We start from the raw sequence: 13,926 nt of genomic DNA on the forward strand, positions 1-13,926 counted from the left end.
AAAGTATTAAATTAAATATTTTTCCCTAAAAATCCACCACTTTGATGTTTCCAAAGTTGTGCATATAACCCGTTTTTTTTCAGTAATTCTTGGTGGGTTCCTTGTTCAATAACTTTACCTTGATCGAGTACGATTAATTTATCCATTGCGGCAATAGTTGACAAACGATGAGCAATGGCAATAACTGTTTTTCCTTCCATTAACGTGTATAAGCTTTCTTGAATTGCTTGTTCGATTTCAGAGTCCAGGGCACTTGTTGCTTCATCTAATAATAAAATAGGAGCATTTTTAAGAATGACGCGTGCAATAGCTATTCGTTGTCTTTGTCCCCCCGATAATTTTATACCTCGTTCACCAACAAATGCGTCATAGCCTTTTCTACCACTTGCATCAACTAATGTTTGGATAAAATCATCAGCATGTGCTTTTTGGGCTGCGGTAATCATTTGTTCTTCAGTAGCTTGATTGTTACCATAGAGCAAGTTTTCTCGAACTGTTCGATGCAGTAAAGAAGTATCTTGTGTCACCATACCAATTTGAGCTCGTAGGCTTTCTTGGGTGACAGTCGTAATATCTTGCCCATCAATTATAATTTTGCCACTTTGTAAATCATAAAAACGGAGTAACAAATTGATCAGCGATGATTTTCCTGCTCCTGAACGACCGACTAAACCAATTTTTTCACCTGGTTTTATCGTTAGATCTAAATTTTGAATTATTGAAATTTGTTTTTTTTCATCATAGCTGAAATTAATATGTTTAAACTCGATTTTTCCTTGAGTTATATTAAGCTTAGATGCATTAGGTTGATCGACTACTGTTTTAGTTATAGAAAAAGTATTAATTCCATCTTTCACAACACCAATATTTTCAAATAAGGCGGTCATTTCCCACATGATCCAGTGTGAAAAACCATTTAATCGAAGCGCTACTGCTGTTGTTGTTGCTATTGCACCAACACCAATTAATTGATTTGTCCACAACCATAGGGCAACGCCTGTTGTACTTAGTATTAACGAAACTGATAATAAATGATTAACAATTTCAAAGGTACTGACTAAACGCATTTGTTTATTAACAGTAACTAAAAACTCATCCATTGATTCCTGTGCATATTTTGCCTCATTACCCGAGTGAGAAAATAGTTTGACTGTCATAATATTGGTATAGGCGTCCGTTACTCGCCCTGTCATTGTAGAACGGGCATCAGCTTGCATGCTAGCAACTTTACTTAGGCGGGGAATGAAATAATACATGGCAATACCATAAATTAGACACCAGGTTACAAATGGAATTAATAACCAAATATTTAGTTGCCCGATGATGGTTGCCATAGTAATAAAAGAAATCAAGACATAGATAAAAATATCTGATACTAAAAAACAAGTATCTCGAATCGCAAGTGCTGTTTGCATGACTTTTGCTGATATTCTCCCTGCAAACTCATTTTGAAAAAAACGCATACTTTGATTTAGCACTAATCGGTGTAGATTCCAACGCATTCTCATCGGAAAATTCCCAGCTAGGCATTGATGCTTAATAATAGTTTGTAGTCCAATAATAATGGTACTTGCTAAAATGATTAAGGCTAATAGTACTAATGTTGTTTTTTCTTGTTGCCAAAATTTGTTAGGTTCAACAGAAGCAATCCAGTCAATAACTCTGCCTAAAATAGCGTATAAAAAAGCTTCAAAAGCACCACCTAAGGCACTAAAAATAATTAGTAACAGTAAAAGTAATCTAGTTCCTTTGGTTGATTGCCATATGAAACTAAAAAAATTTTTAGACATGGATTGAGGTTCATCTTTTGGGTAAGATGACACTAATTTTTCAAAAAATTGATACATATTAGACCTAATTAATAATAAAAATTTTCACCGTTGATGTTGTCAATAATATAGAAAAATGAAAGGAGTGCAAATAAATACAATTTTTTTCACTAAGACTAAGGTTGTATTTAATGTGTTAAACAAAGAATGCTTAATTATATGCCTGTGTTTTTTGATGATAAAAATGTTAAATAAACCTATGAGGAAATAAACGTTAAATATTTCCTCAATTTTAGATTATGTATTGGAATTTGATATATTTATTAAAAACATTAAAAAATGTCTTTAATAATTAGTACAACACGTCCAACAATATGATATTTATGAAAGTCATTCTTGGGTACTTCGATGGTAGGATGTTGGCTATTATTACAAATCAATAACCATCCATTGAGTGTTAAGCGTACCTTTCTTAGAAAGGTTATATCTTCATATTCAATTAAATAAATTGCTCCATCAACAATATCACTTATTTCAGTATTAAGAATTAGACCATTATTATTTTCTATTTCAGGTGACATTAAATCACCTTTGGCCCAATATATGATTAATCTTTTTGCATCTAAGCCTCGATGTTTTACCCAACCCTCAATAATAGGGTAGTTCATAACCGGAGGTGTTTCTCTAACAAAACGTTCTTTTTGTGCTTCTTCTTTAGTTGGTAATTGTTTTTTGTAGACAGGAATTCGATAAATATTTTCATTGTAGACATCTTCTTCATTTTTCGAGTCCACAAATTCTTGCCTATGACCAGTAGCAAGCCAATTGAAAGATACATTACATTTTTCAGCAATTACTTCTAGACGAGTAAGTGAAGGGTAGGTTTTTCCGGATAAATAATCTCTAATTACTGTTTCAGACATATCGCATTTTTTAGCGAAAGCGGAAACAGATAACCCCTGCATTGAATTGTGTAACCTATCTTTAAATGTTTTGACATTATTATTTTTTGTTGCTTTCATCTTTGCCCCATTATTTTTTGTGTGATTTTATTAATTATAAAGTATTTTTTGGGATTTTAAATAGTAAACATCGTGGAAAAAACATCTAAAGTGTTTTTATTCATTAATTGGCGTGTTTTTTTTATTTTATGCTTTTATTTTCATTTTTTTTCTGTTTTTATTTTATCGTTGAACTCATTTTTGTGAAAGTGGTAACTTATTTTTTTTGTTTGATTTTTCGTGTTTTTCTGTTAAAAATGTTTATTTGAATGATGTTTTTTGTTTTTTTTTATTGCATTTGATATTAATCAATATTTGTTGAAAGCTATTTTTTATGGTTTATTTTTATGTTTTTTATTAATTTATTTTGTTTTTTGTGCAATAGTTAAACCGATAAAAATAAATAAAGAATACAAATAAAAACGTTGACTCAAGCGAAAAAAAATGGATAATAGGAGTGGTAAGGATTTTTCATTGTTTTCTTTCCTTATATTCCTTATATTTCATGTTTGCCTGTATAGTTTTATACAGGCTTTTTTTATTTCTGAACTATTCATGAAATCCCACCATAAAAAGAGTATAATAGTTTTGTCATAAAATTTGTTTTGTAACCTATCCTAATGAAGAGTTATATTTATTAAGAGGATTTGATTATGTCTTTTAGCATTCCACATCTTTTAGTGTTTCTTGCTGTGGTCATCTTATTATTTGGCACTAAAAAATTGCGTCATTTAGGTTCCGATCTTGGTTCAGCATTGAGAGGCTTTAAAAAAGCGATGAATGATGATGAGGTTGAATCAAAGAATGATGATAGATTAGGTTAAATAGTTGCATTTATTCATATGAATATTCAATTCGATGTAGTAATTGTTGGTGGTGGGTTAGTTGGTTTAGCTACCGCTTGTGCGCTGAGTAAAAATGCTCTAAATATTGCGATTATAGATAATAAAATTCATCAACACGAATTCTTTTCGCATGTAGAAATCGGTATTAGAGCTTCTGCTATTAATGGTTCGAGCCAACAGTATTTTTCGCAAATAGGCATTTGGGATGATTTATGCAATAGCAATCGCGTGCAAGAATTTACTGAGATAGGTGTATGGGAAAAAAATGGTCAAGCACATTTATCCGCACATGCTAAAAATTATAATTGCCCAAATTTAGGTTATATTATAGAAAATAATGTTATTTCTCATTATCTGTACCAATATGCTTTAAATTGTCCTAACATTAATATGTATAATTGTGAAGCAATTGATTGTGCTTTTAATGACGATTTTGTCTTTCTGACTCTTGCAGATAAAAGTGTTTTACAAGCTAAATTAATGATAGGTGCAGATGGTGCTCATTCTTGGGTGCGTAAATATGAAAATATTTCTACATTTGAACGTAATTATCTTCATAATGCTGTCATTACAACGGTTGAAACAGAATACCCTCATCAATCTTGTGCTAAACAAGTTTTTTATCCAAATGGAATTATTGCTTTTCTTCCACTTTGGCAGGAAAATAAAAGTTGTTTAGTTTGGTCGACTAAACCTGATCATGCTGCGGTTTTAGCATCAATTTCTGAATTTGAATTTTCAAATAAACTATTTGCGTTAACTGGTGATAAAGTGGGTAAATGCCAATTAATTAATTCGCGTATGGTATTTCCTTTAAAAGAACGCTTTGCAAAACAGTTTGTTAAGCATAGATTTGTGTTGATTGGTGATGCAGCACATACTATTCATCCTTTAGCTGGACAAGGTGTAAATCTAGGTTTTCAGGATTCCGCTTTATTAGTTTCTACAATTAAAACATTAGTTAATGAACAAAAAGATATAGGTTTGGCTAGTAATTTAAAATCGTATCAGTTTAATCGCCGTAAAGATACATTAATTATGCTTGCAGCTATGCGAACTATTCAAGATATGTTTAATGGTGATAATTTACTAAAAAAAACGTTAAGAACAATTGGCATGAATACCATAGATCATAGCCCACTATTAAAAAGACAACTGATTAAATATGCTATGAATATTTGACCTAATTTTTATATTTTATTACTTTTATGTTGCCAAAAATTTTTATAGAAGTATGCGTTTCAGTATAAAATTAGTGAAAAAACATTAGCAAATTGGTTGTTTTAATAAGTTATAAATAGGTGTAGCAAGCCCAATTTTGTTATTTTTCGATTTAAGGTTATACCAGTATCCATAAGATTTATCCCAACATTTTGTCTGCTTTTTGATAACACAATGAAAAGGAATAATATTTAAGTGAAAATGACTAAATGTGTGACGAAATGCAATAAGCTGTTTTAGAGGTAAGGTTTCGATACCTTGTTTTTTTAACCAGTCAGTTATTTCTTGTTTACTTGAAAACTGTGGTAAGCAATATAATCCACCCCAAATGCCTGTTGGCGGTCTTTTTTCTAACCAAATAGTTTGATTATATTCAAGCATTAAAAAATAGGCTGTTTTTTCAGGAATAGTATTTTTAGGTTTTTTGGTTGGATATTGTTGCCAACTTTCCGTTTTATGAGCAATGCAATTGCTATGTAAAGGGCATAAAGAACATTTAGGTTTAGTGCGTGTACAAACCATCGCACCAATATCCATCATAGCTTGATTAAATTTTGCAACATCAATTTTGGGAGTAACTTGTTCACTTAAATTCCAGAGTTTATTTTCGACAGTTTTTATACCAGGCCAGCCTTGAACAGCAAAATATCGAGTTAATACACGTTTTACATTACCATCTAAAATAGGGTAATGCTGATTTTGTGAAAGAGATAAAATTGCCCCTGCAGTTGAACGTCCTATACCAGGTAGGGCGATGACGTTATCAAATTGTGTCGGGAATTCGCCATTAAATTTTTCGGTTATTATTTGTGCTGTTTTATGTAAGTTACGAGCTCTTGCATAATAGCCAAGCCCAGTCCAAAGATGCAATACATCATCAATTGATGCCTGTGCTAGATCTGTTATCTTTGGGAAGCGTTCAATAAAACGGTTGAAGTAAGGAATAACAGTTACAACCTGAGTTTGTTGTAACATGACTTCTGATAACCAAACATGATAAGAACTTTTGCTGATTTGCCAAGGTAGCGATTTTCTACCGCACAGTTCATACCAGTTAAGTATAGATTGCGAAAAATATTGCATAGTCATATTATTATATTACAGCAACAACAGAATCAGTTGGATAGCATCCGAGCACTTTGGTGTATAGCGTCATTGAAGTTAGTTCTTTAAGCGCTGTTTGCATTTCATAAGAATGGATGTTGCCTTGCAAGTCAATATAAAACATCTCTTCCCATGGTGTACCATGAATTGGACGTGATTCAAGTTTAGTCATGATAATATTATGATTACGTAATACTAATAGCGCATCAACTAAAGCACCTGCTTGCTGACCAGTCTTCATTAAAATTGTAGTTTTAGCTGGAAGTTGATCAGATACTTCGATAGGCTGGCGGGATAACACAATAAAACGAGTAATGTTTTCTTTTTGATTTGCAAAATTATGTTCAAGTACTTGTAACCCATATAATTCACCGCCATCTTTATTCCCCATTGCTGCAACATTAGGTTTATTCAATTTAGCAACTGTTTTCATTGCTGATGAAGTACTATCGCAGTATACAATTTTCCAATTTGGATAGTTTTCTAAGAAGTTACTACATTGTTGGAACGGTTGTGGATGGCTATAAATGGTATCAATTTTTTCGAGTTGTGAATTTGGCATGGCAAGAATACAATGATCAATAGGCAAAGATAGTTCACCAATAATATGCAAATTAGTTTTTTGCAATAAATCATAAACTTCATTTATTGAGCCAGAACTAGAATTTTCTATTGGTAAAATGCCATAATCTACAGAACTATTTTCGATTTGTTCAAAAACTTCTTTAAAAGTTGAACAGCTTAATTCAACCATTTTATCTAAGTGAGTACTAGCATAGCGACGAGCTGCAGAATGTGAATAAGATCCTTTAGGACCTAAAAAGGCGATTTTGGCAGTAGTAATTGTGTTGTGATTAAGTTTTTCTTGTAAGATTTTTTGTTGTAATAGTACAGAATCTTCAATAATTAATTGGTATAAGCGTTTTATAAGCATATCATCAAGATGATGATGTTTCCCTTGATTGATTAAATTTCTAATAAGTGAACGCTCACGCTCAATATCGCGTACAGGAATATTAGCTTCAATTTTTGTATGAATCACTTGCGTTGAAAGCTTACGTCGCTGGGAAATAAGTTCTAATAATGTTTTATCGAGTTCATTAATTTTATTTCGTAAAGGTAATAAAGGATTTGTAGTCATTTTTATTAAATATTAAAAGAAGATAGTATGTATTATAACAAGCACAAAAATAAAGGCACCATTAAAGTGCCTTTTTATTTAATTAAGGAAATAGATTAATTAAATTTCTTCTTCTAATACTTTGTCTTTTATGCTACTTATAGCACGACGAGACTCACCTTTATGTTGCAGTTTATTAAGTTGTTTTTCAAGTTTATCAATAAGATCATTAATTGCTGCATACATATCAATATGTTTGGCAGATGCAACTAATGGGGTTCCTTTAGTTGTAATTGTTGCATCAACAATAAATCCATCTGGTTCTTTGGATAAAATAAAATGAGGGTTGATCAGCTGTGCTTTCCATTTATCTAACTTTGAAAATTTATCTTCTAGATAGCTACGAATTGCGGGAGTAATGTCCATTTGTTTACTGGTAATACTTAAAGTCATAATTGATCTCCTTTCTTTTATCAACAAGCTAAGATTTATAATGTTGTTGTTACTACATTGGCAAATTATTTCAGTCTCGTCAATAAGATATTTATTATAAAACTCATTTTTATGAATTTAAATTAGGGAAAGATTCAATTAATTAGATATTGTATAACAGAAGAAGCCAAAACTGATTTTTCAATGATTTTAATATATACTTATTTTTTAAGAATATAGTTTATTCTATTGTTATAGAATGTTATTTAATAATGAGGACGATGTGAGTTATTTAGATAATGTGAAGATTGTTTTGGTTGAAACATCGCATACTGGTAATATGGGATCTGCTGCAAGAGCAATGAAAACCATGGGATTAACTAATCTTTGTTTAGTTAACCCAGTCATAAAACCTGATTCTCAATCGATTTCGTTAGCAGCAGGTGCTAGTGATATTATTAAAAATGCACAAATCTTCTCGTCGATGGAACAAGCTATTGCTGATTGTACTTTAGTGATTGGTACTAGTGCACGCTCTCGTAGTTTACAGTGGCCCTATTTAACGCCAAAAGAGTGTGGTGATAAGATTGTTCAAGAAGCTTCAAATCTCCATACTCAAACTGCTTTGGTATTTGGGCGCGAACGGGTTGGTTTAACTAATGATGAATTGCAAAAATGTCATTATCATGTTGGAATTCCTGCCAATCCTGATTATAGTTCTTTAAATCTTGCCATGTCAGTGCAAGTTTTGTGTTATGAAATTCGTATGTCAATGTTAAACCTTGATAATAAACTGTTTGAATCAAAAGGTAAGAATATGACCGAAACTAAGTTTCCTATAGATGCCGATATAGAGCGTTTCTACCAACATTTAGAACAGACTTTATTACAGACGGGTTTTATTAATAACAATCATCCTGGACAGATTATGGGACGTTTGCGACGGTTATTTACTCGCGCACGCATTGAACAACAGGAACTAAATATTTTGCGAGGTATTTTGACCTCAATTGATAAATCATTACGATGATCATAAATAGACCCACCACAACATTGTGGGGGCTATTTTAGTTGATTAATTTAATGCGTTATTTTATTTATTCAAAAAAATTGTGCTTTTTAAAATATTAGCTTTTTTTGCGCCATGTTGTACCATTAGCTCCATCTTCAAGCACAATATTCATTGCATTTAATTTGTCGCGGGCTTCGTCGGCCAGTGTCCAATTTTTATTTGCTCTTGCTTCATTACGTTGTTTTATTAAAGCTTCAATTAATGTAACATTAACGTCATTTTTTTGATTACTTTGTAAAAAATCAACAGGATCTTGCTCTAATAATCCAAGTACTGCCGATAAGTAACGCAATTGAGCTGCTAATTCATTAGCGAGTAGCATATTATTATCAGCTTTGGCTTTATTAATTTCACGTGCTAGGTCAAATAATATTGAATACGCTTCGGGAGTATTGAAGTCATCATCCATTGCATCACAGAATTGACGGTAGTAATTACTGTCACTCGGAGTTATATATGGGTAAGTTGGATCTGTGTCTCGCAGGGCGGTATATAGTCTTTCTAGTGCCATCCTTGCTTGTTTTAAGTTTTCTTCACTATAATTGAGTTGGCTACGATAGTGACCAGATAGTAAAAAATAGCGTACTGTTTCAGCATCATAATGCTTTAATACATCGCGAATTGTGAAAAAGTTATTTAGTGATTTAGACATTTTTTCTTGGTCGATCATCACCATACCCGAGTGCATCCAATAATTGACATATTGCCCATCATGGGCACAAGTTGATTGGGCAATTTCGTTTTCGTGATGCGGAAACATTAAATCTGAACCACCGCCGTGAATATCAAAGTGATTACCTAATTGATAACTGTTCATAGCTGAACATTCAATATGCCAACCTGGGCGACCTTTACCCCATGGAGAATTCCAACTAGGTTCGTTAGGTTTTGACATTTTCCATAACACAAAATCCATTGGATTACGTTTAACATCAACCACATCAACACGAGCACCAGCTTGCAGTTGCTCTAAATTTTGGCGAGATAACACACCATAATTAGGTGCACTATCAACTGCAAACATTACATCACCATTTTCGGCAATATAAGCGTGGTTTTTTTTAATCAAGTCTTCAACTAATTGAATTATTTGTGGCATGTGATGCGTTGCTCTAGGTTCAACATCAGGGCGTTTTATATTCAGTGCATCAAAATCGGCATACATCTCTTGTAACATGCGATCTGTTAATTGTTCGCACGTTTCTCCATTTTCCAATGCTCTTTTAATTATTTTATCATCAACATCAGTGATATTACGGACGTAAGTTAAATCATAACCTAAAAATCGTAAATAACGTGTGACAACATCAAATGCAACAAAGGTACGTCCATGACCAATATGACAAAGATCGTAAATAGTCACACCGCAAACATATAGCCCAATTTTATTGGGGGTAATTGGTTGGAATATTTCTTTTTCTCGGGTTAATGTATTGAATATTTTTAGCATTATAATTACTATTTATTAATAAGTGATTTTTGAATATTAATATAACAAAAATCTAGATACGACGAAATTACTTATTAACATCTTTACAACAAAAATGAAAGGAAATATCGGTTATGCCATTTGCTATTTTTGATGCCATAGACGCAGGCTTGGAAGCTATAGGTATTGCTCTTGATGCTAAACCTAAAAATAAAGTTATGAAAATTTTATATTGGTTAGTATTGATTGCTATAACAATAGTTTTTTTTATACTTTTTAATACTATAACACATATCGATATTATTTACTTTATACCAGTACTTTTTGTCTGTTTTATTTTAGCATTAATTACATTTGGCTTCTTATGGGCAATGACATTTTTTTCTTTATGTATAGGTTATGTTTGTTTTTGGATATTAAAAAAATTATTTAAATCGATGGCGAAAATAATTTCTTTATTTATATAAATCAAACTTGGCGGAAGAATTCAACCAAGTTTGATTGAGACATGATTTTATTTTAAAAGACGATAAAGATATATCAGTAAAATAGCACCCAAAACAGAAATAAATAAGCTTGGGAAATTAAATCCTGTCACACTACCCCAGTCAAAGAAGGTGCTAATATAGCCACCTACTAAGGCACCTGCAATACCTAATAAAATAGTTTTAATTACACCTATACGTCCAAGTGGCATAAAAAATTTTGCAATCCAGCCGGCAATTAATCCTAGAACTATCCAACTTATGATACCCATGATAATTTCCTTTTGTTATTGAAATTGAGTTTAGTTTACTTAAATAAGTTAAAAAATCTAACAGGTGCTGTTGTTTGATGTGATAGTTTTAATCGATTGTTCAAAAACAAGAAATGCCATGTAAAATACAAAAATTATACATTTTAATGTTTTGTATTTTTACTCTTTATAATATAGTGGAGGACTAATCCCCCCTTTTTAATATTATTGTTCGAAAATTGTTTTATGTAGAATTTTAATAATTGATTCAGCATCATTACTTTTTGCTAATAGGCAAATATTGTGAGTACTTGCCCCATAGCAACAAAGTCTAATAATAAAATCATCTAACACACCAAATACTTCTTTTGGTATACCTTTTGTTGAAGTTAGGTTGTTTCCAATTATCGCAATTAGTGCTAAGTCTTCTTCTACTGTTACATTACAAACTTTTGATAGTTCGTTAAATAATTCTTTTGTTAATAAACTGCTACCGTTGGTATTAGTGCCTGTGGTATCAATAGTTAATGCGATACTTACTTCTGATGTGGTTACTAAATCAACCGAAATATTATGTTCAGCTAATATTTTAAATACATTAGCTAGAAAACCTTGAGCATGAAGCATATTTAAACTAGTTAGTGTTAATAATGTTTGTTTGCGACGTAGTGCTAAAGCTCTAAATGTGGGTAATTTAGATGTAATACTGTTTGTGTTGTAAACAATTGTTCCTCCTTCTTGAGGCGCTTTGCTTGAACCAACAAAAACTGGGATATTGCTACGTACTGCTGGCACTAATGTTGCTGGATGTAACACTTTTGCACCAAATGTTGCCATTTCGGTCGCTTCAGCAAAAGATATTTCATCAATACGTTTAGCCGCTGGGGTAATGCGAGGGTCATTAGTATAAATTCCTGCAACGTCAGTCCAAATGTCAATTTGAGTTGCATTTAATGCTTCACCTAATAACGCAGCTGTATAGTCGCTCCCACCACGCCCTAATGTCGTGGTTTTACCAGAGTTTTCACTACCGATAAATCCTTGTGTTACAATGATCCCCTGATTGTTTAGCGATTTTAAATGCGCACAGCAAAGTTGTTTAATATCTTCAATTTTAGGTGTGGCTTTACCAAATTTATTATCGGTGCGTAGAACTTTACGGACATCAAACCATGTAGCATTTTTTTGTTTTTCTTTCAATATTTCGACAAATAGCTTTGAAGACATCATTTCACCGTGGCTAACAAGCTCATCAGTTAATGCTGGTGATGTAGCTAAACTTGCAGCTTCAGACAAAGAGGCTATATTAGCTATAATTTTGTCAATTTCATTTCGTAGCTCGGGGTTTTCAGGTAGTTGTTCTAAAATGTTGTATTGGATCGATTGAATTTTGGCAATATGTTGAGATCGAACATCGGCATCACGACCTTCTGCTAATGCGACTAATAAATTTGTCACACCTGCAGATGCCGATAGCACTACAACTTTTACGTTAGAATTAGCGATTACAATATTAGCGCTATTTACCATTGATGGATAATCGGCAACGCTAGTACCACCAAATTTGGCAATTATAAATGATGTTTCCATGAATTCCTCATATTAAAAATTTTTATTTTTAACAGAGTTAGAGCGGTAGTGTCCTGTTTACGATTAAAAAAGCACAGACCATGAAGCGCTCCACCTGTTAAGGTGACAACCCAAGGGATTCAGCCCTTGCAGTCGATTTGATAGCTTCTGGATTGACTATCAAATCTCGGCATTACATCCCCTAGATCATTTATTAGTGGTTCCAGTCCCTAAAATGATTTACCTGAGTAATGCACCTCTTCGTTTTTGCAATTTCAGTTATGAAATTATCATCATATAAGATTAACGATTTTGTTTTTTGTGTCAATAGGTTAAAAATTAAAAAATTATTTGTTCATAATATGATTCTAACAAAATAGAAAAACCTATAATTCTTGTTCAAACAATTCAATAATGGTTTGATATAATTTTTTTACCGTACATTCTTTAGTTGGTGTACTAAAAATTGTGTCATCACCAGCAATTGAACCTAAGATTCCTTTTGATTTACCAATTGAGTCTAGTAATCTAGCTATGAGTTGGGCTGCGCCAGGGCTAGTACGTGTTACTACCATTGAGCTATTAAAATCAATATCAATTACTAAATTTTTTAATGGACTACTCGTTGTTGGTATGCCAAGTTCCGCTGGTAAACAATAAACCATTTCAGATTTCGCATTTCGGGTTCTCACTGCACCAAATTTAGTTAGCATGCGTGAAACTTTAGATTGATTGATATTGTCAAAACCTTGCTCTTGTAAGGCTTGTACGATTTCTACTTGTGAACTAAACGTCTCTTGACGAAGCATCTCTTTAAATGTTTTAGTAAGATCGGCTTGTTTCATAATGTTCCTTGGTTTTTAATTTTTTACTGTTTTTGTGCTAATTTGTGTATTTATGATCATGATATTTGTAATCAAATCTGTGTCTGTGTGTTATTCAAACTAAAATAGTTACTATTTTTGATAGCATTAGTAACAATCTATAATATAGATAATTATGCGTTAAATTTGCATAAAATTAAAGATTTGATTTTATTGCTTCCTTAGGTCGAAAAGATTTAACTATTTGATCATGGGTTTCAATATAGGGGCCTTCTAAAAGTTGTATACAATAAGGAACACTGGCAAAGATACCGCTAACAATTACATTACCTTGATTATCCTTAACTCCTTCAAGTGTTTCTTTAATTGATTTTGGTCTACCAGGTAAGTTTATGATTAAACATTTTTTGCGAATAACACCAACTTGTCTTGATAAAATTGCAGTTGGTACAAAATGTAAACTGATTTGCCGCATTTGTTCTCCATACCCGGGCATTACTCGATCCGCGATTGCTAATGTTGCATCTGGTGTTACATCTCTAATTGCAGGGCCTGTACCGCCAGTGGTTAAAATTAAATGGCAATGTAGATTATCAACAAGTTCACATAATGTTTTTTCAATGACTACCTGTTCATCAGGGATAATATAATTTTCGGTTGTAAATGGTGTTTTTAATGCGGTTTGTAACCATGAAATTAAAGATGGTATACCTTCGTCTTGGTAAATGCCGTTTGAAGCTCTATCTGATACTGAGATTAACCCAATTTTAAACATGATACTTATTCCTTAAGAAGGTAATCACA

Annotated in this window: 14 protein-coding genes and 1 riboswitch; of the genes, 4 read left to right on the top strand and 10 right to left on the bottom strand. The window is 32.3% G+C overall.

The features are described from left to right. Positions 1–11 precede the first annotated feature (11 nt). Both GQ596_RS03785 and GQ596_RS03790 read right to left on the bottom strand, forming a co-directional pair. Entirely contained in the window at positions 12–1,847 is a 1,836-nt protein-coding gene (locus GQ596_RS03785) for an ABC transporter ATP-binding protein (RefSeq protein ID WP_160400355.1), read from the bottom strand. A 254-nt stretch (positions 1,848–2,101) separates the two neighbouring features. Beyond that, positions 2,102–2,791 (bottom strand): S24 family peptidase, encoded by a 690-nt coding sequence (locus GQ596_RS03790; protein ID WP_160400356.1) that lies wholly within the window; start codon positions 2,789–2,791, stop codon positions 2,102–2,104. 632 nt (positions 2,792–3,423) lie between these two features. Here GQ596_RS03790 and GQ596_RS03795 point away from each other — a divergent pair. Next, a complete protein-coding gene (locus tag GQ596_RS03795; protein ID WP_160400357.1) occupies positions 3,424–3,594 on the top strand; it encodes a Sec-independent protein translocase subunit TatA in 171 nt (56 codons plus the stop codon). Positions 3,595–3,612: 18 nt separating this feature from the next. Continuing rightward, a complete protein-coding gene (locus GQ596_RS03800) occupies positions 3,613–4,797 on the top strand; it encodes an FAD-dependent monooxygenase (protein ID WP_160400358.1) in 1,185 nt (394 codons plus the stop codon). Positions 4,798–4,881: 84 nt separating this feature from the next. Here the strand turns inward: GQ596_RS03800 and mutY are convergent, their stop codons facing one another. The 3 genes from mutY to raiA all read right to left on the bottom strand — a co-directional run bounded on the left by mutY (position 4,882) and on the right by raiA (position 7,513). After that, positions 4,882–5,925 (bottom strand): A/G-specific adenine glycosylase, encoded by a 1,044-nt coding sequence (gene mutY, locus GQ596_RS03805; RefSeq protein WP_160400359.1) that lies wholly within the window; start codon positions 5,923–5,925, stop codon positions 4,882–4,884. A gap of 4 nt (positions 5,926–5,929) precedes the next feature. Then, on the bottom strand, positions 5,930–7,081 hold the full coding sequence (pheA, locus tag GQ596_RS03810; protein WP_160400360.1) for a bifunctional chorismate mutase/prephenate dehydratase: 1,152 nt from the start codon (positions 7,079–7,081) through the stop codon (positions 5,930–5,932). 99 nt (positions 7,082–7,180) lie between these two features. Beyond that, positions 7,181–7,513 carry a ribosome-associated translation inhibitor RaiA gene (gene raiA / locus GQ596_RS03815; protein WP_160400361.1) on the bottom strand — a complete coding sequence of 111 codons (333 nt, stop codon included), beginning with the start codon at positions 7,511–7,513 and terminating at the stop codon, positions 7,181–7,183. A 319-nt stretch (positions 7,514–7,832) separates the two neighbouring features. Here raiA and trmJ point away from each other — a divergent pair, with 319 nt between their 5' ends. After that, positions 7,833–8,522, top strand: coding sequence for a tRNA (cytosine(32)/uridine(32)-2'-O)-methyltransferase TrmJ (trmJ, locus tag GQ596_RS03820; protein WP_237398356.1), 690 nt, complete (start codon positions 7,833–7,835; stop codon positions 8,520–8,522). Between the two features lie 97 nt (positions 8,523–8,619). Here the strand turns inward: trmJ and cysS are convergent, their stop codons facing one another. After that, positions 8,620–10,014, bottom strand: coding sequence for a cysteine--tRNA ligase (gene cysS, locus GQ596_RS03825; RefSeq protein ID WP_160400363.1), 1,395 nt, complete (start codon positions 10,012–10,014; stop codon positions 8,620–8,622). A 113-nt stretch (positions 10,015–10,127) separates the two neighbouring features. On the opposite strand from cysS, the gene GQ596_RS03830 reads away from it, so the two are divergent. After that, positions 10,128–10,460, top strand: coding sequence for a hypothetical protein (locus GQ596_RS03830; RefSeq protein ID WP_160400364.1), 333 nt, complete (start codon positions 10,128–10,130; stop codon positions 10,458–10,460). A gap of 47 nt (positions 10,461–10,507) precedes the next feature. Here the strand turns inward: GQ596_RS03830 and GQ596_RS03835 are convergent, their stop codons facing one another. From GQ596_RS03835 to mog, 4 genes are all read right to left on the bottom strand, one after another. Beyond that, positions 10,508–10,750 carry a GlsB/YeaQ/YmgE family stress response membrane protein gene (locus tag GQ596_RS03835; protein WP_160400365.1) on the bottom strand — a complete coding sequence of 81 codons (243 nt, stop codon included), beginning with the start codon at positions 10,748–10,750 and terminating at the stop codon, positions 10,508–10,510. A gap of 204 nt (positions 10,751–10,954) precedes the next feature. Continuing rightward, a complete protein-coding gene (lysC, locus tag GQ596_RS03840; RefSeq protein ID WP_160400366.1) occupies positions 10,955–12,319 on the bottom strand; it encodes a lysine-sensitive aspartokinase 3 in 1,365 nt (454 codons plus the stop codon). 75 nt (positions 12,320–12,394) lie between these two features. Beyond that, positions 12,395–12,568: riboswitch (Lysine riboswitch) on the bottom strand. 116 nt (positions 12,569–12,684) lie between these two features. Further along, positions 12,685–13,143 (bottom strand): transcriptional regulator ArgR, encoded by a 459-nt coding sequence (argR, locus tag GQ596_RS03845; protein ID WP_160400367.1) that lies wholly within the window; start codon positions 13,141–13,143, stop codon positions 12,685–12,687. A gap of 175 nt (positions 13,144–13,318) precedes the next feature. Beyond that, positions 13,319–13,897 (bottom strand): molybdopterin adenylyltransferase, encoded by a 579-nt coding sequence (gene mog / locus GQ596_RS03850; RefSeq protein ID WP_160400368.1) that lies wholly within the window; start codon positions 13,895–13,897, stop codon positions 13,319–13,321. Positions 13,898–13,926: the final 29 nt, after the last annotated feature.

It is taken from the genome of Gilliamella sp. Pra-s60, from assembly GCF_009795755.1.
GTDB lineage: Bacteria > Pseudomonadota > Gammaproteobacteria > Enterobacterales > Orbaceae > Gilliamella.